This window comes from Halpernia sp. GG3 (assembly GCF_052976925.2).
On sequence record NZ_JBRIIR020000017.1, the window covers coordinates 633,067 to 655,851 of the forward strand.

Below are 22,785 nucleotides of genomic sequence, written 5' to 3' on the forward strand. Positions count from 1 at the left end.
TTTAAATCGTTTTTTCAGTGTTTTCTGTAGGATTATTAACAGGAGTGCTAACAGGGTTGTTTACAGGGTTATTGACTGGATTTTGAGGTGTAGGTACTTCATCTTCCTTTTTTACGGCATCTTTAAATTCTTTTATTCCAGAACCCATTCCACGCATTAATTCTGGAATTTTTTTACCACCAAAAAGCAGCACGAGTATTAAACCTATCACTACGATGTGTTCCCAAGAAAGGGCAAGTATTGTAATTGTAATCATTTTTTTAATTTTAACAAAGTTATATTATTTTTTAATAAGAAATCCATCCTAAAGGATCTACGGGATTTGTGCCATTCCAGATTTGAAAATCCAAAGTATTTGTTCCATCAAAGTCTTTTCCGACCTGTCCTAAAACCGTTCCGGCGGCAACTTGTTGACTCGCAGAAACTGATACGCTCGACAGATTACTGTAAACTGTGAAGTAATCACCATGTTTTACAATTACTGTTTTTAAATTTCCATCGACCATAACACCGGATACCACGCCTGGAAAAACGCATTGAGCTTTAGTTCCGGGGCTCACTGCTATTTTTATACCATTGTTATCCTCCATGATATTTTTGAAAACGGGATGGGGTTGACGGCCAAATCTATGTGTGATATTCCCTCTCACTGGCATGCTCATTCTACCACGGTTAGCGGAGAAATTATTCCCAGCCATATTTGTATTTACACCATAGCTAGAATTTGCTTTATTTTCTGCCGCTTTTTTAGCAGCATCTTTACTTTTCTCTAACTCAGCTTCGGCGGCACGGGCTTCAGTGGCTTTATTTTGTGCTATTTTTGCAGCATTAGCCGCAGCAACTGCATCTTTTCCGGCACTAATTTTACGTTCTTCATCTCTTGCATTAGCGTCAGCCTTTGCCGCGTCTACAGTCCTTCTCCTTTCTTCTTCTATTTTTTTATTGGCGAGTTCAGTTGCTTTTCTAGCAGCGTTATCAGCGGCAATCCTTTCTTTTTCTAAAGCAGCAGCCCTCGCCTTATTTTCAGCGTCAATTCTCGCTTTTTCTCGGTCTGCGGCTAATTTAGCTAATCTTACTTTCTCAGCTTCAGCCTTTTTCTCAGCTTCAGCTTTTGCTTTAGATAATCTAATCTCTTCATTAATTAAAGTTCGGATTCTGCCTTCTAATGCATTAGACTGGATTTGCTTTTGCTTTAATTCTGCTGTTAACTGCGTTTCATTCGCTTTGAAATCTGCTAATAATTTTTCCTTTTGTTGCTTCTCTATATTTATTGTCTGAAGATCTTTCTCTTGATTTGAAAGTAAATTTTCCTTCTCTGTCATCGATTTTTGTCGGGACAAAACTGATTTTTTAAGTAAAATAGCGGCATCAGTAATCTCCGCGGCTTTTTTGTCCTGATAGTCAGAATATTGTTTTAGATATTGAACCCGTCGTAGAGCTTCACCTAAATTTTTAGATGATAAAATAAATGTTACTTTATTTTGAACACCTTTATTTTTATATGCATTAACTAAAACATCAGCATAATTTTTTCTTAAAACTTCTAATTCTCTATTTTGACGGTTAATTTCCAACTGACGAAGATAAATATCATCTTCTATGAATCTTTTTTCTTTTTGTGTGTTGGTATAGACTTTTTGACGAAGATTTATTTTTTGATTAACAGCATTTAAATAAGCAACTGAAAGTTTAGAGTCATTTTTCGTCTTTGCTAAATTAGCATTTATAGAAGAAATCTGTTTTTTAAGATCCGCGTTTTGTTGCTGTAGCTGCTCTTTTTTCTGCGCAGAAAAGTGGCTAAGGAATAGAAGACTTATAAAAATTAATATTTTCCTGTGCATTATTTTATTTCAGTTTTCTGATAATTATTGGGAACTGAATATGGAGTGTCCATTTTCGAGAAATCAAATTTCGTGTTTTCTAATAAAATTTCGCTTCTTTTCTTTCCATTTATAATAATTTTAACGTTTTTAGGCAATGATATATTATTATTTAATTCCCAATTACTATAAGAAACTTCCAAACGATCTGCAGATTTTGCATCTTGAAGTATAACACCCACAAGCTGAAACTCTGAAGTATAATTCATTTCAATTTGATATTCACTTCTTTTCCCGTTACTGCTGATTATCTGGTTTTTCTGTGATTTTAAATTATAGCCATTTGAGTTTTTTGTCAGTTTAAAATCTTTTTCATTGATTGGAATAAATGTCTTCCCGATCAACAAATTCTGTAGTGATTTTAAGTCTATGAAATTGACATTCAATAATTTATTTAAATAACTGAAATCTGAATCTATGTAAGATTTATTATAAACTTCGTAAGCTCTTACGCCCTCTGCATTTGCCAATCCACGCGCAACGTTTATGAATAAAGCTGAAAGATTTAACCAAACTTTTCTGTCTTTTTCAAGGTATATTGTTGCGTTTAAAGTAGGAATAAAATTACCATTTTGTACATCAACTTTACTGTTTATTTTTAAACCGTCATAGCTCGATTCAGCTAAAATTTTATTGTAAAAAAATGAATCTGACGCAACTGCTGTATTACTGCCCGAAGGAGTATTAACGACAGTTTTTGTTTTGCATGACCAGAGGAAAAACGCACACAAACTTAAAATTAAGAACTTTCTCATAACTATTTTTTAGACCGGTTTTTAAACAAGATTTACGGTAATTTCTGGTTTAAATTAATGCTGATATTATTTAAAGATCACGCTAATATAGGTTTTTACCTTTTGATAAAAAGTCTAAAACCGAGAAATCACCTAATGAAATTTCACGCGCAACACCGTAATAATGAGCAGAATTTCCGATCATAGAATTACTTAAATTACCGTGGTCAATTATTGTATTTTCCTGAATTAAAGAATTATCAATATTAGAATTAATTACAACAGTATTATTTCCGATAGAAACACAAGGACCAATTTTTGAGTTTTTAATTTTTACATTTTCACCAATAAAACAAGGTGGAATGATCATGCAATTTTCGATGGTTGCAGAAGCCGGAAATTGAGACATTTCTTCTTTTTCATACTGCAAGACTTTTCCATTGGTTTCTACAGTCGCATTTTTATTTCCGCAATCCATCCAGTCATCCACCTTTCCAAGGGAGAATTTTGCACCTTTTTGACGAAGATTTTCCAGCGCACGAGTTAATTGATATTCTCCGCTTTCCATTATATTATTGTCCATAATATAATTTATTTCATCCATTAATTTTTCCGCGCTTCTGAAATAATAAATCCCAATAATTGCTAAATCTGACACAAATTCTTTTGGCTTTTCTACGAAATCTGTGATAAAACCTTGATCATCTAACTTTACCACTCCAAATGCGGATGGATCTTCAACTTTTTTTACCCAAATTACGCCGTCAGAATTAGTATCGAGAGTAAAATCTGCTTTAAATAAAGTATCGGCAAATGCCACTACAACTTCACCTTGCATTGATTGCTCTGCACACTTTATAGCGTGAGCAGTTCCAAGTGGTTCATCCTGAGTATAAACAGTTCCTTTTGCACCTAAGCTTTCTGCAATTTTTATTAATGATTTTTCAACTTCTGCGCCAAAATCTCCGATGATAAATGCAATTTCTTCAATGTTTTCCCCTGCTACTTTTGCAATATCTTCTACTAATCTTTGTACTATTGGTTTTCCTGCAATTGGGATTAATGGTTTTGGAACTGTTAAAGTATGAGGTCTTAATCTAGAGCCTCTGCCGGCCATTGGAACGATTATTTTCATTATATCTTTTTGCTAATTTTTAATTTGTGAAAATACAAAACTACAGTAATTTTCTAAAATTAATGGATAAGTCTTTTTATTTGGTCCTTCTCTACGTATAATACGATAGCAATGTAAATGATTAAGAACAAATTTCCAATTAGAAGATTTCCCTTAAATACATAAAAAGAAAGGACTGAAAATAAAACACTTCCCCCTAAATAAAGTAAAATTTTCTTCATATGATAAGGAACAGGATAGAAATATTGCCCTAAAAAATAGGAAACCGTCATCATAGAAAAATAGGAGAAAAATGTTGCCCAGGTTGAAGCCCAAAATCCATATTTTGGAATAAAATAGACATTTATTCCTATCGTCACGGCGGCACCTAAGACTGAAAGATACGCCCCGAAGATGGTTTTATCAGACAATTTATACCAGACAGACATATTTAGATAAATTCCAAGAAAAACAGCTGCCATTAAAACAATAGGTACAATTGGAATTCCAATATTATACGCGGAATTTTGTAAATATAATTTAGCCAGCCAGTTTAAATTTGCGCATAACGCTAAAAGGATAATGCCGTTTACAACCACAAACATATCCATTAATTTTGCATAAGATTTTCCCGAATTTTCATTTTTCGCATGTGAGAAGAAAAACGGCTCAATTCCTAACAAATAGGCTTGGCGGAATAATGTCAAAAATGTTACAATTTTACAAACTGCGCCGTAGATTGCCATTTGTTCTGTATTTATTCCGTCTGGTAAAAGGTATTTTAAAAACTGACGGTCCATCGTTTCATTAACCACGCCAGCCAAACCAGCAATCGTAATTGGCCAGGAATAGGACATCATTTTTTTCCATAAAGACCAATCAAATGCGCTGAAGCTAACGCTTTTTAATTCCTGAAATAGCAATAAAAAGGTAACGCCACTCGCAACGAGATTTGCTATAAAAACATAACCAATCCCTAAATTAACGTTGTATTTGAACCCTAAAAAACTAGTATTGCCAAACTTTGGTAAAAGCACTAAAAAAAATAAAACCAGTAAAAAATTGATAATGCCATTAATAATCTTAATTGTGGCATACTTTTTTGGTCGGCCGGTCTTTCTTAAAATCACAAAAGGCATAGTGCTTAAACCATCTAAACCAAGGACGAAAACAATCAAAATCAAAAGATTAACCTGATCTGGAGTTTTAAAAGCAATTGCTAAATCTGTTCGGAAAATATAAGAAAAAATAACAAAAATCAAGGAGGCAAAAACGACACTTAAAGTGGAAGTAGAGATTAATTTTTTAGTACTTTCTTCTTTTTCTGCAAACCTGAAAAATGTGGTTTCCATGCCGTGGGAGAGTAACACAATGATTATTCCGGCAACAGAATAAAAATCGATAAATGGCGCCAATGCAGCAGGTCCAAATTTAGCCGTTACAATCGGCGATATTACAAACGGGAAAAGGCGAATAATTACAGTACTTAAACCATAGATCGCAGTTTGTCCTAATAATTTTTTATACAAAGTTCATCAAGTTTTTTGCAAATGTAAAGTTTTAATTAATTAGTCCAAAAACCGAACACTTTTCATCGATTCAAAGTTTTAAAAGTTAAATATAATTGGTAAATTTAACACATGAGAATTTTAATAAAAAACGCGACTTTAATCAATGAAAATCAAATTTACAAAAGTGATCTGCTTATTGAAAACGATGTCATAAAAGAAATTGGAACAAATATTTCAGAAGAAAATTTAGATAAAATTATTGATGCAGAAGGAAAATATTTATTGCCAGGAATAATTGATGACCAAGTTCATTTCCGGGAACCGGGATTAACCTGGAAAGGAGATATTGAAAGTGAATCTCGGGCTGCAATTTCGGGAGGAATAACCAGTTTTATCGAGCAGCCCAACACGGTTCCGAATGCCGTGACGCAAGAAATTTTAGAGGAAAAATATAAAATTGCCGCAAAAAATTCTTACGCTAATTATTCCTTTATGATGGGCGGAACGAATAATAATCTGGAAGAATTATTAAAAACAGATCCTAGAAATGTAGCAGGAATAAAATTATTTCTCGGTTCTTCTACGGGAAATATGTTAGTTGATAATCCTGAAACTTTAGAGAAAATATTTTCTAATATTAAATTATTAATTGCAGTTCATTGTGAAGATGAAGCTACGATAAAAGTAAATTTGGAAAAAGCCAAAGAAAAATACGGCGAAGAAATCCCGGTGGAAATGCATCCAATTATTAGAAGCGCAGAAGCGTGCTACATTTCTTCTTCAAAAGCAATTGAACTGGCAAAAAAAACGGGCGCAAGATTACATATTTTTCACCTTTCCACTGCAAAAGAAATGGAACTTTTCCAGAACAACATTCCATTAAAGGAAAAAAAAATTACGGCTGAAGTTTGCGTTCATCATCTTAGTTTTTCGGATAAAGATTATTTAGAAAAAGGAAATTTCATCAAATGGAACCCAGCAATTAAAACTCAAAATGATCAAGATGCATTATGGGAAGCACTTTTAGATGACAGAATAGATGTGATTGCAACTGATCACGCACCGCACACTTTAGAAGAAAAATCTCAAAAATATTTGCAAGCGCCTTCTGGCGGACCTTTAGTACAACATGCTTTAAATCAAATGTTGGAGCATTATAAAAATAAAAAAATTTCTTTAGAAAAATTAGTTGAAAAAATGTGTCATAATCCAGCCATTTTATTTAGAATAAAACAACGTGGTTTTATTAAAGAAGGTTATAAAGCCGATCTGGTTTTGGTTGATCTAAATCAAAAATATACCGTTTCAAAAGAAAATATTTTAGCCAAATGTGGTTGGAGTCCGTTTGAAGGAAAGACGTTTCATTCTAAAATCACGCACACTTTCGTGAATGGAAATTTAGTTTTTGAAAATGGGAAAATTGACTCTGGAAAATGTGGAGAAAGATTATTATTTGATAGAAGTTAAATTTTATTACATTTACTTAACACTTTAAAAAATATTTAATATGATAAATAAATCATTACATTTTCTACTCTTATTTTTGGCAGTCAATCTTTTTGCTCAAAGTAAAATTGAATGGAAAACTGCCACTAGTGGAGGTTACACTTATAAATACGTGACAAATGATCCAATGAAAGCGAGATTTTATACGCTTAAAAATGGTCTATCAGTAATTCTAAGTCCGACGCCTAAAGATCCAAGAATTCAGGCTTATGTAGCGGTAAAAGCAGGAAGTAAAACCGATCCTGCCACCAACACCGGTTTGGCGCATTATCTTGAGCACATGCTTTTTAAAGGTACCGATAAATACGGCACTTTAGATTGGACAAAAGAAAAACCACAATTAGATAAAATTGATGCGTTGTATGAAACTTATAATAAAACGACTGACGACGCTGCGAGAAAGTCGATTTATAAAAAAATAGATTCTGTTTCCGGCATTGCAAGCAAATTTGCGATAGCTAATGAATATGATAAATTAATGTCTTCCATGGGCGCACAGGGAACGAATGCTTTTACAAGTTTTGAAGAAACTGTTTATACTGATGATGTTCCAAGTACTTCCATTGACAAATATATTACTGTTCAGGCGGAGCGTTTTAGAAATCCTGTTTTACGGATTTTCCATACTGAATTGGAAGCGGTTTATGAAGAGAAAAATCGTGGTTTAGACAACGATGGAAGTCAGGTTTTTGAAACATTGTTTGCTAATTTATTTAAAAAACATAACTACGGAAAACAAACAACGATCGGAACTATTCACGATTTGAAAAATCCGTCTTTATTAAAAATAAGAAATTATTTTAATACCTATTATGTTCCCAATAATATGGGCGTAATCATGTCTGGTGATTTTGACCCTAATGAAGTAATCGCAAAAATTGATGCATCTTTTAAAAATATGGTTGCAAAGCCGGTTCCGAAATATACCTTTGCGCAGGAAAATCCGATTACAGCACCAATAATTAAAGAAATTGTCGGTCCAGATGCAGAAAGTTTAACCATGGGTTTTAGACTTCCAGGTAATAAAGACAAAGATGTTTTAATTGCAGATTTAGTTGGTCAAGTTTTAACCAATGGCAAAGCTGGACTTTTAGATTTAAACTTAGTTAAAAAACAAAAATTATTAAGTGCTTCAGCCGAAACTTATATATTGATTGATCACGGGGGACTTTTTCTAGATGCAAAACCAACAACTGGTCAATCTTTAGAGGAGGTAAAAACTTTGCTTTTAGGCCAGATTGATAATCTAAAAAAAGGAAATTTTGATGACACTCTAATTACTTCTATTGTAAATAACATTAAAAAAGATAAAATTTACGAAAGTGAATCTTACGGAAGCCGCGCTGCTTCTTTGATGGGCGCCTTTACTTCTGAACAAAACTGGAGAGACCAAGTAGCTTACGTTAATGATTTATCTAAAGTTACAAAAGCAGATGTGGTAAAGTTTGCAAAGAAATATTTAGGTAATAATTACGTCGTAATTTTCAAAAGAAAAGGTGAAAAACAAAATCGCGAAAAAGTTGATAAACCGCATATTACAGCGGTCGAAACTAATGCAGATAAACAGTCGGCATTTGTGAAACTTGTAAATGATATGCCTAGCAATTCATCCACGCCAGTCTTTTTAGATTATAATAAAGATCTGCAAAAATCTAAAATGGGTGCGGCAGAAGTTCTTTATGTTCCAAACAAAGACAACTCTATTTTTCGTTTAAAATACAGATATAAAATTGGAACTTTAAGTGATCTAAAAGAATCTTTAGCGACAGGTTACATTCAGTTTTTAGGAACTGATAAAATGACTGCAGAACAGATTTCTAAAGAATTTTATAAAATCGCGTGCAGTTTTAATATTTCTGCAGGTGAAGAATACACCACCGTTTCCATCGAAGGTTTACAAGATAATTTCGACAAGGCAGTAGCGCTTTACGAAACAATAATTAATAATGTAAAACCAGATGACGCCGCATTAGCAAGTTTAAAAACGAGAATAGAAAAGGGAAGAAAAGACCGTAAACTAAATAAAGGTGCAATAATGCAGGGTCTTACAAACTATGCGATTTACGGTTCAGATAACAAATTTAATTATGCTTTATCTGCGAAGGATTTGTCTGCAACTACCGCCAGAGAATTAGTTGACCGTCTTAGAAATTTAAATAATTTCGAGCAAACTGTGATTTATTACGGACCAAAACCATTAAATGAATTGGTTTCAAGTCTAGAAAAAATACACAAAGTGCCGGCAACATTCGCTGCAGATTTATCTACTAAAAAGTTTGAACAGGTTCAACTGAAGAAAAATCAGGTTTTGTTTGCTAACTATGATATGGTTCAAGCGGAAACCAGATGGATTAGAAATACTGATGTTTATTCGCCAGACAAAACTACTTTAATTGACGTTTACAATAATTATTTCGGTGGTGGAATGGGCTCTGTTGTGTTCCAAACTATACGTGAGAGTAAAGCTTTGGCTTACAGCACGTACGGTTATTACGTAAGTCCACAGAAAAAAAATCAGGATTATTATGTATTGAGTTACGTGGGAAGCCAGGCAGATAAATTTAACGAATCTACTGCGGCGATGAATGAACTTTTAACCACTCTGCCAAACTTAGAAGGCAACTTAGTATTGGCTAAAAATCAGGTAAAAAAAGACATCCAAACGCAGAGAATTACGCAAGACGGCATTATTTTTAATTATTTAGGCGCCAAAGAATTAGGTTTAAATGAAGACATTCGCAAGAAAGTTTACGCTGACGTGGGAAATGTTAATATGGATGATTTGAAAATCTTCCATGACCAATATTTTTCTGGAAAACCTTACACTTATGCTGTTGTTGCATGTGATAAAAATGTAACAATGGATCAACTGAAAAAATTGGGCGATGTGAAAGTCTTAACTTTAGAAGAGATTTTCGGGTACTAAATTTTTTTAAATAATTAATATTTTAAAACTGCAGGATTTATTTTCTGCAGTTTTTTTAATTTTTTGGGGCGCCTTTTTCGCTTCGTGAAATGTGTATTTATTATTTTGGCGCACATTTCCGCCTTCCGTTCCCAATCTTTTTTGTCATTGTGAGCGAAGCGAAGCAATCTGTTGAATATTTATTTCATCGCAATAACAAAAAAGGATTTCCACTCAAACCACAAAGTGGTTCGACGATTCAAATAAAAAAATATAAATAAAAGAGTCAAGTCGGGGCGCAGATTTCGAAAAATAACATTTCGGTTTTTTTAATTTCGAGAAATTTCCTTTATGATATTCAGAGCATTTTATAAAATTTTTTAACTCAGAAAATTAATCTTAAATTTAAATCAAATTAAAAATCAAAAAAATGACATCGCCATTAATAAATTTTGCAAATAAAAACCCGTGGAGTTAAGCGATTGCATATGACCTTTAAAAATAATAAATAAAAACATATGAATTTATACACACAACCAATGCTTCGGGATGACGCCTTAAAAGGTAAAGTGGCCATCGTAACTGGCGGCGGAAGCGGTCTTGGAAAAGCGATGACCAAATATTTTCTGCAGCTTGGCGCAAAAGTCGTGATCACGTCCAGAAATTTAGAAAAACTTCAAAATACTGCTAAAGAATTGGAAAAGGAAACGGGCGGAGAAGTTTTGTGTGTTCAGTGCGATGTGAGAAATTGGGATGAAGTTGAAGCAATGAAAGATACCGCCATAAAAGAATTTGGGCAAATTGATATTTTATTGAACAATGCCGCAGGTAATTTTATTTCACCAACCGAAAGATTAACCCATTCTGCATTTGATTCTATTTTAGATATTGTTTTAAAAGGCACAAAAAACTGCACACTTTCCATAGGGAAATATTGGATCGAAAATAAAATTCCCGGAACGGTTTTAAATATCGTGACTACTTACGCGTGGACAGGTTCCGCTTATGTTGTTCCTTCTGCGTGTGCAAAAGCTGGCGTTCTCGCAATGACGCGAAGTTTAGCCGTAGAATGGGCAAAGTATAATATTAGATTTAACGCCATTGCGCCGGGACCGTTTCCCACAAAAGGCGCGTGGGAAAGATTATTACCCGGAGATTTAGCCGAAAAATTTGATATGAAGAAAAAAGTACCATTAAGAAGAGTAGGAGATCACCAGGAATTGGCAAATCTTGCGGCTTATTTAGTGTCAGATTTTTCCGCTTATGTTAATGGAGAAGTCGTTACCATCGATGGTGGCGAATGGTTGCAAGGTGCAGGGGAATTTAATATGCTTGAAGCCATACCTCAAGAAATGTGGAATACGATGGAAGCGATGATTAAAGCAAAGAAGAATTCTTAGAAGACTGCACTATTTTAAAATGGTTTGAGTTCACTAAACACAAAAGGTTTCATTTCAAATACTATTCATCAAATAATAATGTAATTTCGCTGTAACAAACCTAATCTTCCACTATACTTATCTAAAAAATTAACATCTAATGAATTTTAAACTCTCAAAACCTTTATTGGTAATTGCACTGACATTTTCTGCGTCTGCTTTCGCTCAGGAACAAGCCTCTAAGTATGATTACTCAGATGCTTTTAAACAAGATTTTTATCAAAATAATGCCACGGAAACCCGTTCGGCAAGTGGACAACCTGGTCATAATTATTGGCAAAACAGCGTTAATTATAATCTAGTTGCCAGTTTAAATGACGTAAAAAAAGAAATTACTGCATCCGCAGAGATTTCTTATACCAATAACAGTTTTGATGATTTGGGATTTCTTTGGTTACAATTAGATCAAAATTTATTTAAAAAAGATTCCCGTGGTAACGCAGTAATTCCGGTTGCTGGAAGTAGAAACGGCGCTCACGGTGAAGCTTTCGATGGCGGCTACACTATTTCAAGCATAGAGATACTGTCTGAAAATGGAAAAATTGTAAAAGTAGCGCCAAAATACACGATTGTTGATACAAGAATGCAGGTAGATTTACCACAAGATTTAAAAGCAAAAGGTGGCGAGATTAAATTTAAAATTAATTATTCTTTCGTTTCGCCAGATTACGGTTCTGACAGAATGGGTGTAAATGAAACTAAAAATGGCAGAGTTTTTACAGTCGCACAATGGTTTCCAAGAATGTGTGTTTACGATGATATTATGGGTTGGAACACGCTTCCTTACTTAGGTGCAGGTGAATTTTATTTAGAATATGGAAACATTACAGCAGCGATTACCGTTCCTTCAAATCATTTCGTAGTAGCTGGAGGACAACTAGAAAACTCGAAAGATGTTTATACTTCTGCTCAAAACAAACTTTGGGATAATGCAAGAAACAGTGATAAAACAATCACAATACGTTCTGCAGATGAGGTTAATAATGCACCAAAAACTGCAAACGGAACGAAAACGTGGAAATTTAAAATTGAAAATACGCGTGATTTTGCTTGGGCTTCTTCACCGGCGTTTATTTTAGATGCCGCAAAAATTAATTTACCGGATGGTAAAAAATCTTTGGCAATTTCTGCTTATCCAGTAGAAAGTACAGGAAATGATGCTTGGGGAAGATCTACAGAATATGTAAAATATTCTATTGAAAATATGTCCAAAAGATGGTTTCCTTTTACGTATCCAAATGCAACAAACGTTGCAGGAAATGAAGGTGGAATGGAATATCCGGGAATCGTTTTCTGCAGTTATAAAGATAAAGGAAAATCTCTTTGGGGAGTAACAGATCATGAATTCGGTCACAACTGGTTTCCGATGATCGTTGGTTCTAATGAGAGACGTTACGCTTGGATGGATGAAGGCTTTAATACATTTTTAAACGGCATTTCTGATGAAGATTTTAACAAAGGAGAATATGCTGCGCCTACAAAACTGGGACCTGCTGCAAATTATCTGGAAAGCGATAGGCTTGAGCCTGTTTTAAATGCACCAGACGGTTTAAAGGAAGCTAATCTTGGTATTCTAGCATATTACAAACCAGCTTCAGGATTAAATATGTTACGGGAAAGTGTTTTAGGTGAAGCAAGATTTGACAAAGCTTTTAGAGCATACATTCAAAGATGGGCTTTTAAACACCCACAACCAGAAGATTTCTTCAGAACTATTGAAAATGTTTCTGGTGAAGACCTAAGCTGGTTTTGGAAAGGTTGGTTTCTAAATAATTGGAAAATTGATCAGTCAGTTGATAATGTGAAATATGAAAATGGCGACTTTAAAAATGGCGCAATCGTTTCTATTTCAAATTTAGAACAAATGCCAATGCCGGTTGACGTTCAAATTAAATATGCAGATGGTACTTTAGAGAACATCAAATTACCTGTTGAGATTTGGAAAAGAAATAAATCTTGGGATTTTAGAGTGAATTCTACTAAAGAAATTTCAACCGTTACGTTAGATCCGCAAAACGATATACCAGACGTAAACCGTAAAAATAATGTGTGGACTTCTGATAAATTAGTGAAAGTTGATCCCATTAAAGTTTCAGATTTTATGGGTACTTTCTCTAGTAAGGAAGCGCCAATAAAAATAGCGATGTCCGAAGAAGGCGGAAAATTAATCGCTCAAGTAGCTGGCCAGCCATCTTTTTCTTTAGAATATGTGGGTAAAAATAAATTTACTTTTGAGCAAGCACAGATTGAGCTTCAATTTGATGCCGATAAAAAAGGATTTTCTTTAATGCAAGGGGGTAAATCTTACAAATTTACGAAAGAATAAACGAATTTTTAAATTAATGTATTCTAAACTTCTTCAGCAATGGAGAAGTTTTTTTAGCTTTAATGTGTAGTTCAATCCATTAGACCTTTCCCTTCCAAAATTCTTTCTCTATTTTTTTCAATTCTACTCACACGCGTTTCAGATCGTTTAGGTGCGGCGAAAAAAAGTAAATAAGCACGCTGTCTTCCTGGCGTTAATTTTTCAAAAGCATTTTTTAAGTCAGAATCTTCTTTTATAACGGCAGAAAATTCTTCCGGTATTTCAAAATTTTCAGTCTTCTTAAAAGTTATTTTTTTTGCCAGATTTTTCAATTTCTATTGTATCTTTAAAATAGTTCGCTATTATTTTTTCTACATTTTTTATTTCATTTAAATTGGTAAATCTTAGCTGCATCGGACCCTGCGTATTTGAAGTCTGCTGTATTAAAATCTTCTCAGGATCTTTCATCAGTGTACCTTTAAAAAATAAAAACGCACAATAATATTTAAAGGAATGAATTAGAAAAATATTTTTTCCTTCTAATATGTAGCAAGGATGAATCCATTTCAATTCTTCACTAAGTCTTGTTTTTAATGCAATCTTTTTTAATTCCTGCATTTCAATTTGAAATCTGGCCTCTTTTTCAAAATAAAAATTAACCTTTGGATTCATGATTTTTAATTTTAAGCCAAGTTATAAAAATAAGAAATCCGTCCTCAAAAAAAATTGAGAACGGATTTCAACCGTTAAAATCTAACTATGAAAACTAATTTTTATTCTACAGGTCTGAAAACCAGGCCGCTTTCATCAAAATAATCCAGCGTAATTCTGTCGCCGTCATTCACTTTTCCCGCTAGGATTTCTTTTGATAATTTATTTAAAACTTCTTGTTGAAGCACTCTTTTTAAAGGTCTTGCACCAAAACTTGGTTCGTAGCCTTTATCCGTAATATATTGTATCGCGTCGTCAGTTGCTGTCATAAAAATATTTCTACTTTCCAACATTTTATTGAAACCATGCAATTGAAAGTGAACTATTTTGCCAATTTCTTTTTTCGTTAATGGCTGAAAAATTACCGTTTCGTCAATTCTGTTCAGAAATTCTGGTCTCAAAGTTTTTCTCAATAAAGCCAAAACATCAATTTTCGTTTTTTCTAAAATTTCATCGTGATTTTCTTCCGTTAAACCTTCAAAATTTTCCTGTATCAAATGGGAACCCAAATTGGAAGTCATAATAATAATTGAATTTTTAAAATTAACCAGTCTTCCTTTATTATCGGTCAATCTTCCATCATCTAAAACCTGTAGAAGTGTATTGAAAACATCCGGATGCGCCTTTTCAATTTCATCTAAAAGCACCACAGAATATGGTCGTCTTCGAACGGCTTCCGTTAATTGCCCCCCTTCTTCATAACCAATATATCCTGGCGGCGCGCCTACTAATCTCGACACAGAATGGCTTTCCTGATATTCACTCATGTCAATTCTGGTCAGATTATTTTCATCGTCGAACAATAATTCTGCAAGTGCTTTTGCCAACTCAGTTTTACCAACACCAGTCGTTCCAAGAAATAAAAATGATCCAATTGGTTTTTTCTCATCATTTAAACCTGCTCGATTTCTACGGATAGCGTCTGCAACAGATTCTATCGCTTCTTCCTGACCGACCACTCTTTTATGAAGTTCATCTTCCAAATGCAATAATTTTTCCCGTTCAGATTGTATTAATTTTGTGACTGGAATTCCGGTCCATTTAGAGATGATTTCGGAAATATTTTCTGCCGTAACTTCTTCTTTAATTAATTCATTTTGGTGATTTTGCATTTCTAATTCCAGTTTTTGCAAATCGCTTTCTTTTTCTTTAATTTTCCCATATTGAATTTCAGCTACTCTCGCGTAATTTCCCGCTCTTGATTCCCTTTCTGCCTCTAATTTTAAGGCTTCAATATCTTTTTTAATAGCAGTTAAATCTTCAGATTTCTGTTTTTCTTTTAACCATTTTGCATTAATTTCGTTTCTGTCTTCCGACACTTTTGCGATATCTTCTTTCAGATGATTCACTCTTATGTCATTTCCTTCGCTAGAAATTGCAGCCAATTCTATTTCCATTTGGATAAGTTTCCTGTCCAAAGTATCTAATTCTTCAGGTTTGGAATTAATTTCCATTCTTAGTTTTGCAGAAGCCTCATCAATTAAATCGATGGCTTTATCTGGCAAGAACCGATCAGAAATATAGCGTTGAGATTGTTCCACAGCCGCAATTATCGCTTCATCTTTTATCCGAACTTTGTGGTGTGCTTCGTATTTATCTTTAATTCCGCGCAGTATTGTGATTGCAGATTCTGTATCCGGTTCTTCAACCATTACTTTCTGGAAACGTCTTTCTAAGGCTTTGTCTTTTTCAAAATATTTCTGGTATTCATTTAAAGTAGTTGCACCGACTGCTCTTAATTCACCTCTTGCCAAAGCTGGTTTTAAAATATTTGCTGCGTCCATTGCACCTTCACCGCCGCCTGCGCCAACTAATGTGTGAATCTCATCAATGAATAAAATAATTTGTCCGTCGGATTTTATAACTTCGTTGATTACGGATTTCAAACGCTCTTCAAATTCACCTTTAAATTTTGCGCCCGCAATCAATGAACCCATATCTAAAGAATATATTGTTTTATCCATTAAATTTTCAGGAATATCGCCGGAAATTATTCTATGTGCAATTCCTTCTGCGATCGCGGTTTTACCAACGCCGGGTTCACCAATTAAAATTGGATTATTTTTTGTCCGTCTGGAAAGTATTTGCAAAACCCGTCTGATTTCTTCATCTCTACCAATTACAGGATCGAGTTTTCCTTCAGCGGCTAATTCATTGAAGTTTTTCGCATATTTATTTAAAGCCTGATACGTTTCTTCCGAACTTGAAGAAGTCGCTTTCGAGCCTTTTCGTAATTCTTTTATGGCGCTTTCCAAGGAATTTTTAGTAACGCCCATATCTTTAAGCATTTTTGAAACTTCTGAATTTGTTTCAAATAAAGCCAGCCAAAGATGTTCAATCGTTACATATTCATCGCCCATTTTTTTGGCAATATTTGGTGCATCGAGTAGAACTTTATTTGCCGTTTGTGATAAATAAATATTTGCACCTTCTACTTTTGGTAATTTTTCAATATTTTCTCTATTACGTTCACGAATTAAATTCAATTCTGCTTCAGACTTTTTCATTAAAAAAACAGAAATATTTTCTTCTGACTGCAAAATGCCTTCTAATAAATGCTGTGGCTCTATGCTTTGATTCCCAAATTCCATCGCCACTTGCTGTGCTTTCTGGATTGCCTCTTGGGATTTTGTGGTATATTGATTTAGATTCATTATTGCTTATATTATTTGTGATTTCATTATAACGTCAAAATCTATTCTATTTAAAATTTCATAATAAAGTAAGTCATTTTTTCCGAATAATTTAAATTTTATCTCTTGTTGTGAGACATAATTTCCGAAAAACACTCATTAAATTTTTTAGAGAATTCGCTTAGCATTCCTTATATTTGTTAATAATCACTTTAAGTAAAATAATGCATCATTTCCACGATTTAAAAGTCAATAATTACATAAAAGAAACCAATGATTCTGCGCATATAGTTTTTGAAATTACGGACGATTTAAAGAATACTTTTCAGTTTAAACAGGGACAATATTTAAATTTAAAAATGATTTTGAATGGCGAAGATCTGCGCCGTTCTTATTCTATCGTAAATTCCCCAACAGACGGAAATGAAAATCTGGAAATTTTAGTAAAGCATTTAGATCGAGGGAAATTTTCCACTTTTTTAAATCAAAATTTAAATTTGGGTGATGTAATAGAAGTTTCGCCACCAGCAGGACATTTTTATACCAATTATCATAAAAGCAATCGAAAAAATTATATTGGTTTGGCCGCTGGAAGTGGTATTTCGCCAGTACTTTCTAATTTAATTGAGGCTTTGCATCAAGAACCGGAAAGTACGGCCTATCTTTTTTTCAGCAATAAAAGTTTAAATGATATTATTTTTAAAGAAAGAATTGATGCTTTGGTTGAAAAATTTCAAGGCAGATTAAAAGTTATTTACCTTTTATCGCGGGAAAAACATTTTGAAGATGAATTATTTGAAGGCAGAATTTCATCACAAAAATTAGAGCAGTTATTTGAAAGATTTCCAGAAATTAATCCAAAAGAAAGTATTTTCTTTATTTGTGGACCATCAGAAATGATCAAAGATGTTTCAACTTATTTAAAAAATGAAAAGAAGGTACCATCTCTTCAGGTAATGTTTGAATATTATGCGGCGCCAGATGATGAAGAAAATGCTGAAATGAGCGATGAATTTAAAGCAATTCCTAACTTAGAAAGTATGGTGACATTGATTATTGACGATGATGAATATTCATTTCATTTAAATTCAAAGAAAAGAAGTATTTTAGATCAGGCTTTGAATGATAAACTTCCCGTGCCTTTTGCGTGCAAAGGCGGCGTATGTTGCACTTGCAAGGCGCAAGTTATGGAAGGTGAAGTTTTTATGGATAAAAATTTCGCTTTAACGGATGATGAAGTTGCGCGAGGTTTTGTGCTCACCTGCCAATGTCATCCAACAACTAATATTGTAATGTTAAGTTATGATGTTTAAATGAAAATTTAAGTTAAAAAAAATAAAAAGTGTTGCTATGGAAACTTGGATATTTAACTCTTTTATAGAAATTGACAAAGAATTTAAAGTAGAAGGTCTAAATATTTGGAATTTCTATTGGGCTTGCACAGATAAAAATGTTGAAGTGAGACATCCCGAGGAACTGACTTTATATCAATTCAAAGAATATGAAATTAGCGACGGCAATAAATTAGTAAGTTTTGTCGCAGGCGAATTTTCAAGTGGAAAAGTAGGAATTTTTACTAAAGATGAAATTATGGAAAGAAAATTGCTATAGATTATATAGTAATAGCTAATTTAGCAAATTGTAATATTTAAGCTAATTGAAATGGACTTTGCAAAATATTTAAAGTCCACATCTAACCTCTCAATTCTAAGATCTCAATATAATGGAAAATAATAAATTTTTAGATTACGTACAGGCCGAAAATAAAGTGGAACCAAAAGATGTAATGCCCGAAGATTACAGAAAATTATTGGTTCGTCAAATTTCGCAACACGCCCATTCAGAAATTGTTGGGATGTTACCGGAAGCCAACTGGATTTCCAGAGCACCGTCTTTACGCCGAAAAATGGCGCTTTTAGCCAAAATTCAGGATGAAGCGGGTCACGGACTTTATTTATACGCCGCTTCGGAAACTTTAAATAACGGCGGAAACGGCGCGGATAGAGATTCTACTTACAATGACATGCTCTCTGGAAGAGCAAAATATTCAAGTATTTTTAATTATCCAACACTTAGTTGGGCAGATATTGGCGCAATTGGTTGGCTCGTAGATGGCGCTGCAATTATGAATCAGGTTATGCTCATGGGAAACTCTTATGGACCTTATTCCCGAGCAATGATGCGTATTTGTAAAGAAGAATCTTTTCACCAAAGACAAGGTTATGAAATTTTGATGACACTTTGTAAAGGCACAAAAGAGCAAAAAGAAATGGCGCAGGAAGCCCTTAATCGTTTTTGGTGGCCGTCTTTAATGATGTTTGGACCGAATGATTCTGATTCTCCAAACTCACAAAAATCAATGAATTACAAAGTAAAGCGTGAAAGTAACGATGATCTTCGACAAAGATTTATTGATGTTACCGTTTCGCAAGCCGATTTTTTAGGTTTAAAAGTACCCGATGAAAATCTAAAATGGAATGAAGAAAGACAACATTATGATTTTGGTGATTTACCTTGGGATGAATTTATGGAAGTTCTGAGAGGAAACGGACCTTGCAATAAAAAGCGTTTAGAAACTAAAAATAAAGCGCAGCGAGATAATATGTGGGTAAAAGAAGCAGCGATCGCTTTTGCTGAGAAACAGAATATTATGAGCAAAATAGCATAAATAAAAAATCTAGTTTTTTTAAATGAAATTTCTTTTACAAATATTTTTATTTTTTATTCCAATTTCTTTATATGCTCAACAAGAGAGAAGTGCAGATTATTACGCTCAAATTCCAGAAAAAATTGAAAATGAAAGAGAAATTAGAATTTATAAAGATTTTGCAATTAGTGATGTAAAAAAAATATTTAGAATTTATTTAAATAAAGACTCATGCAACGCTGAGTTAATCAGCATAAGAATGCCATCTCAATCTGGTAAAAATATTGAAGTAAAACCGGAAATAACTAAACTTAAATGTTCAAATGAAACTTTTTTAAATTTTGAAGTAAGAAATATTCAATTCTTACCAAAAGAAGAATTCTTCAATTATAAAAAAGTAAAAAAAACAATTTCCTACAATGAAGAAAATAAGCAAAATGAGATAATTTCAGAGGAAATGAAGGTTATGGATGGTAGTGGATATTATATAAGATATAAAAATGGTGATAATTTTAACAGTTTCTTTTATTCTAATCCTGAAACTTACATAAAGCAATATCCTGAAATCAATGAATTAAAAAGTTTCGTAGAAATTTTAGATTTTATTAATGACCGTTTTAAAATAAAATTTTAGCGCAACTTTAATCTATTTTTTGTCATTGCGTAGAAATCTCAGCAATGGAATTAATGGTTTAGATTCCTACGGAATGACAAAATAGTGTTTCTTTAATGCTTCAAATTTTCCCTAAAACCATCTTCGTATTCGTAAATTCTTTCAAAGCGTCAAGTGAAAGTTCAATGCCATAACCCGAATTTTTTGTCCCGCCAAAAGGAAAGCGCGCATCAGATTTTGTAATTTGGTTAATAGAAACTGTTCCGGATTCTAAACCGTTTATGAAATAATCTAAGCGTTTTTTATCTTTAGACCAAACGGCATTTGCCAAACCAAACTTCGTGTTATTGGCAATTTCCAACAATTCTTGATCAGTTTTTGCTTCTAAAATCATTCCGACAGGTCCAAATAATTCTTCATCTAAAATAGGATTTCGAACATTCATTTTGAGTAAACCTGGTTGGAATGAAATTTTATCAATTCTTTCTAAAGGTAAAATTATTTCTGCGCCGTTCTCAACCGCTTTTTTATATTGTTTTTCTAAATCATCGGCAAGATCTTCCCGCGCCATTCCTGCAATTTTGGTTTCTTTATCCATCGGATCTGCGACGATATAAGTTTTATATTCTGCCACAAATTTTTCTAAAAATTTGTCATAAATAGAACTTTGAATAATGAAACGTTTGGAAGCTACGCAGGTTTGTCCGCAGTTTTGCAATCTTCCAAGCGCCGCGCTTTTTGCAGCTTTATCTAAATCAGCATCATCTAAAACAATGAACGCGTCATTTCCACCTAATTCTAATAAAGATTTTTTAATATTTTTCCCGGCGGCGGCGGCAACTGCGCTTCCTGCTTTTTCACTTCCGGTTAAACTCACACCTTGAACCAATGGATTTGCTAATATGGTTTCGATTTCATCATGGGAAACCTTTATATGGGTAAAAACATTTTTGGGAAATCCGGCTTCTTCAAAAACTTCTTGTAGCGCGTCACCTGATCTTAAACAGATAGCTGCGTGCTTCATTATGATCACGTTTCCCGCTAAAATTGCAGGAACTGCAAATCTTAAGACTTGCCAGAAGGGATAATTCCAGGGCATCACGCCTAAAATAATTCCCATTGGTTCAAAGTGAATTTCCGAATAATCAAATTCGGATTGTATTTTATTTGTTTCTAAAACGTTTTCTGCTTTTGAATAAAACGTTGCCATTGCTGCACATTTTTCTATTTCCGAAAGCGACTGGGAAATGGGTTTATTCATTTCTTTAGTAATAATTTCTGCGAAGATTTCTTTTTTTTCTAATAAAGTTTGAGATAACTTACACAGTAGATTTTGGCGTTCAGTAAATGGAATTTTACGCCAGATTTCAAAAGTATGTTGAGATTTATCTAGATTCATTTTTTTTTATTTATATAGTGAATTTCGGAAAAAATTGAAATGAAAACAATTTAAATAGATAGATTCTCCCTTTTTGTAAGATAGACTACTTTTTAGTTGCAACCACTAAAGTTATTTTAATCTTCCATTAACCATTCATTCACCAAACTTGCAGCCAAACGTGAAGTTCGCTCTTGTAAATCTAAACTGGGATTAACTTCGGCTATATCTAAAGCGACTAATTTTTTATTATTTAAAATATGGCGGTAAAAATGCATAAATGATGCATCTGCAAAAATTCCGTTGTAAGATTGCGCGCTCACGCCTGGTGAAATCGCAACATTGAAAACATCCATACAAATGGTGAGATAAAGTACATCAACAGAATCCGAAAAGGCATTTATTTTCTCGTAGACTTTTGGAAGATTTTCAAAAAACAGTTCGTCTGCGAGAATGTATTTCATGTTATTTTGATGCGCGTAATCAAATAATTTTAAGGTATTTGAGTTTTTTTGAATACCAATATGTAGAGAATTTAAAGTTTCGCTTTCCGCAATTTGATAAAATCCAGTTCCTGAACTAGCGCCAATTTCTGTGTTAATTTCACGGTTGTCAAAATGTGCATCAATATTTATAATTCCGATTTTTGAAGTAGGGAAGGCTTTTCTAATTCCAGAATAGTGAGCGAACATGACTTCGTGACCGCCGCCTAAAACGATAGATTTAGCTCTTTTTGCTAATAAATTATGGACATTTTCAGCTAGTTTTTGTTGTGCTTTTTCTAGATCTAGATCTTCACAGGTAATATTTCCGAAATCTTTCAAAACAAATCCGGCTTTCGTTATAGGAAAATTAGACATATTTTTTCTGATAAAATCCGGCGCTTCTGCGGCGCCAATTCTACCTTTATTTCTTTTTACGCCTTCATCAACGGCAAATCCTTGAAGTGCAAAATCATTTTCGGAAAGATTATCGAAATTATTTTCTAAAGTTACACGCTGAAAAATGCGGTGGTATAATGGATTATCTCCATCGAATCTGCCTTGCCAAATCATAAATTTTGTTTTTATGAAAGGTAAGAAAATTTTAGAGCTTAAAGATTATTGTAATACCGAGCTGTTGAATGCAGAGTTCTCAGATTTTTTATTTTACATCTTTTATTTTCGCAGAGCCAGCCCACTTATAAAAGGTTGTAGAGATTGAAAAATGTTTTATCTATCTATTTTGTAAAAATTAGTTTGAAAGTAAAAGAATTTTTTTTTAAAAATATATGTGATAGAAAAAACACACTGCGTAAGCGATAGTAATGGAAAGCCCGGAAGAAAATACACAGAGCGCTGCTTGAAAAGCAGCGCTCTGTGTATTTTCTGAGGACTTGTAATGAATAGCGCGACCCAAACGGCTGAAAA

Annotated in this window: 18 protein-coding genes; 8 read left to right on the top strand and 10 right to left on the bottom strand. The window is 33.5% G+C overall.

Annotated features, from left to right (window positions below):
• Window position 1: 1 nt before the first annotated feature.
• From ACVBED_RS12300 to ACVBED_RS12320, 5 genes are all read right to left on the bottom strand, one after another.
• Window positions 2-256: a Sec-independent protein translocase subunit TatA/TatB gene (locus ACVBED_RS12300; protein WP_447120563.1), complete on the bottom strand. Its 255-nt coding sequence runs from the start codon at window positions 254-256 to the stop codon at window positions 2-4.
• Window positions 257-287: 31 nt separating this feature from the next.
• On the bottom strand, window positions 288-1,841 hold the full coding sequence (locus ACVBED_RS12305; protein ID WP_447120564.1) for a murein hydrolase activator EnvC family protein: 1,554 nt from the start codon (window positions 1,839-1,841) through the stop codon (window positions 288-290).
• Window positions 1,841-2,635 carry a lipoprotein insertase outer membrane protein LolB1 gene (gene lolB1 / locus ACVBED_RS12310; protein WP_447120565.1) on the bottom strand — a complete coding sequence of 265 codons (795 nt, stop codon included), beginning with the start codon at window positions 2,633-2,635 and terminating at the stop codon, window positions 1,841-1,843. The genes ACVBED_RS12305 and lolB1 overlap by 1 nt, the downstream gene beginning before the upstream one ends.
• A gap of 82 nt (window positions 2,636-2,717) precedes the next feature.
• The gene (locus ACVBED_RS12315; RefSeq protein WP_447120566.1) at window positions 2,718-3,749 is read right to left on the bottom strand and encodes a sugar phosphate nucleotidyltransferase; all 1,032 of its coding nucleotides are present in this window, start codon (window positions 3,747-3,749) and stop codon (window positions 2,718-2,720) included.
• Between the two features lie 59 nt (window positions 3,750-3,808).
• Window positions 3,809-5,257: an oligosaccharide flippase family protein gene (locus tag ACVBED_RS12320; RefSeq protein WP_447120567.1), complete on the bottom strand. Its 1,449-nt coding sequence runs from the start codon at window positions 5,255-5,257 to the stop codon at window positions 3,809-3,811.
• A 111-nt stretch (window positions 5,258-5,368) separates the two neighbouring features.
• On the opposite strand from ACVBED_RS12320, the gene ACVBED_RS12325 reads away from it, so the two are divergent.
• The 4 genes from ACVBED_RS12325 (at window position 5,369) to ACVBED_RS12340 (ending at window position 13,415) form a co-directional block, all read left to right on the top strand.
• Entirely contained in the window at window positions 5,369-6,706 is a 1,338-nt protein-coding gene (locus tag ACVBED_RS12325) for a dihydroorotase (protein ID WP_447120568.1), read from the top strand.
• Between the two features lie 40 nt (window positions 6,707-6,746).
• A complete protein-coding gene (locus ACVBED_RS12330; protein ID WP_473095061.1) occupies window positions 6,747-9,671 on the top strand; it encodes a M16 family metallopeptidase in 2,925 nt (974 codons plus the stop codon).
• 497 nt (window positions 9,672-10,168) lie between these two features.
• Window positions 10,169-11,050 carry an SDR family oxidoreductase gene (locus ACVBED_RS12335; protein ID WP_473095062.1) on the top strand — a complete coding sequence of 294 codons (882 nt, stop codon included), beginning with the start codon at window positions 10,169-10,171 and terminating at the stop codon, window positions 11,048-11,050.
• A gap of 139 nt (window positions 11,051-11,189) precedes the next feature.
• Window positions 11,190-13,415 (top strand): M1 family metallopeptidase, encoded by a 2,226-nt coding sequence (locus ACVBED_RS12340; protein ID WP_447120569.1) that lies wholly within the window; start codon window positions 11,190-11,192, stop codon window positions 13,413-13,415.
• Window positions 13,416-13,486: 71 nt separating this feature from the next.
• On the opposite strand, the gene ACVBED_RS12345 is transcribed toward ACVBED_RS12340, so the two are convergent.
• The 3 genes from ACVBED_RS12345 to clpB all read right to left on the bottom strand — a co-directional run bounded on the left by ACVBED_RS12345 (window position 13,487) and on the right by clpB (window position 16,759).
• Window positions 13,487-13,726 (bottom strand): YdeI/OmpD-associated family protein, encoded by a 240-nt coding sequence (locus ACVBED_RS12345; protein ID WP_447120570.1) that lies wholly within the window; start codon window positions 13,724-13,726, stop codon window positions 13,487-13,489.
• On the bottom strand, window positions 13,695-14,066 hold the full coding sequence (locus ACVBED_RS12350) for a DUF1801 domain-containing protein (RefSeq protein ID WP_447120571.1): 372 nt from the start codon (window positions 14,064-14,066) through the stop codon (window positions 13,695-13,697). Before ACVBED_RS12350 ends, ACVBED_RS12345 begins: the two co-directional genes overlap by 32 nt.
• Before the next feature lie 101 nt (window positions 14,067-14,167).
• Window positions 14,168-16,759 (bottom strand): ATP-dependent chaperone ClpB, encoded by a 2,592-nt coding sequence (gene clpB / locus ACVBED_RS12355; protein ID WP_447120572.1) that lies wholly within the window; start codon window positions 16,757-16,759, stop codon window positions 14,168-14,170.
• 203 nt (window positions 16,760-16,962) lie between these two features.
• Here clpB and ACVBED_RS12360 point away from each other — a divergent pair, with 203 nt between their 5' ends.
• From ACVBED_RS12360 to ACVBED_RS12375, 4 genes are all read left to right on the top strand, one after another.
• Window positions 16,963-18,051 carry a 2Fe-2S iron-sulfur cluster-binding protein gene (locus ACVBED_RS12360; protein ID WP_447120573.1) on the top strand — a complete coding sequence of 363 codons (1,089 nt, stop codon included), beginning with the start codon at window positions 16,963-16,965 and terminating at the stop codon, window positions 18,049-18,051.
• 37 nt (window positions 18,052-18,088) lie between these two features.
• On the top strand, window positions 18,089-18,349 hold the full coding sequence (locus ACVBED_RS12365) for a hypothetical protein (RefSeq protein ID WP_447120574.1): 261 nt from the start codon (window positions 18,089-18,091) through the stop codon (window positions 18,347-18,349).
• Window positions 18,350-18,461: 112 nt separating this feature from the next.
• A complete protein-coding gene (paaA, locus tag ACVBED_RS12370; protein WP_447120575.1) occupies window positions 18,462-19,406 on the top strand; it encodes a 1,2-phenylacetyl-CoA epoxidase subunit PaaA in 945 nt (314 codons plus the stop codon).
• Window positions 19,407-19,428: 22 nt separating this feature from the next.
• Window positions 19,429-20,019, top strand: a complete 591-nt coding sequence (locus ACVBED_RS12375) for a hypothetical protein (RefSeq protein WP_447120576.1) — start codon at window positions 19,429-19,431, stop codon at window positions 20,017-20,019.
• A 100-nt stretch (window positions 20,020-20,119) separates the two neighbouring features.
• On the opposite strand, the gene ACVBED_RS12380 is transcribed toward ACVBED_RS12375, so the two are convergent.
• A complete protein-coding gene (locus ACVBED_RS12380) occupies window positions 20,120-21,397 on the bottom strand; it encodes an aldehyde dehydrogenase family protein (protein ID WP_447120577.1) in 1,278 nt (425 codons plus the stop codon).
• Between the two features lie 116 nt (window positions 21,398-21,513).
• A complete protein-coding gene (gene hutG / locus ACVBED_RS12385; RefSeq protein WP_473095063.1) occupies window positions 21,514-22,431 on the bottom strand; it encodes a formimidoylglutamase in 918 nt (305 codons plus the stop codon).
• Between the last annotated feature and the right edge of the window lie 354 nt (window positions 22,432-22,785).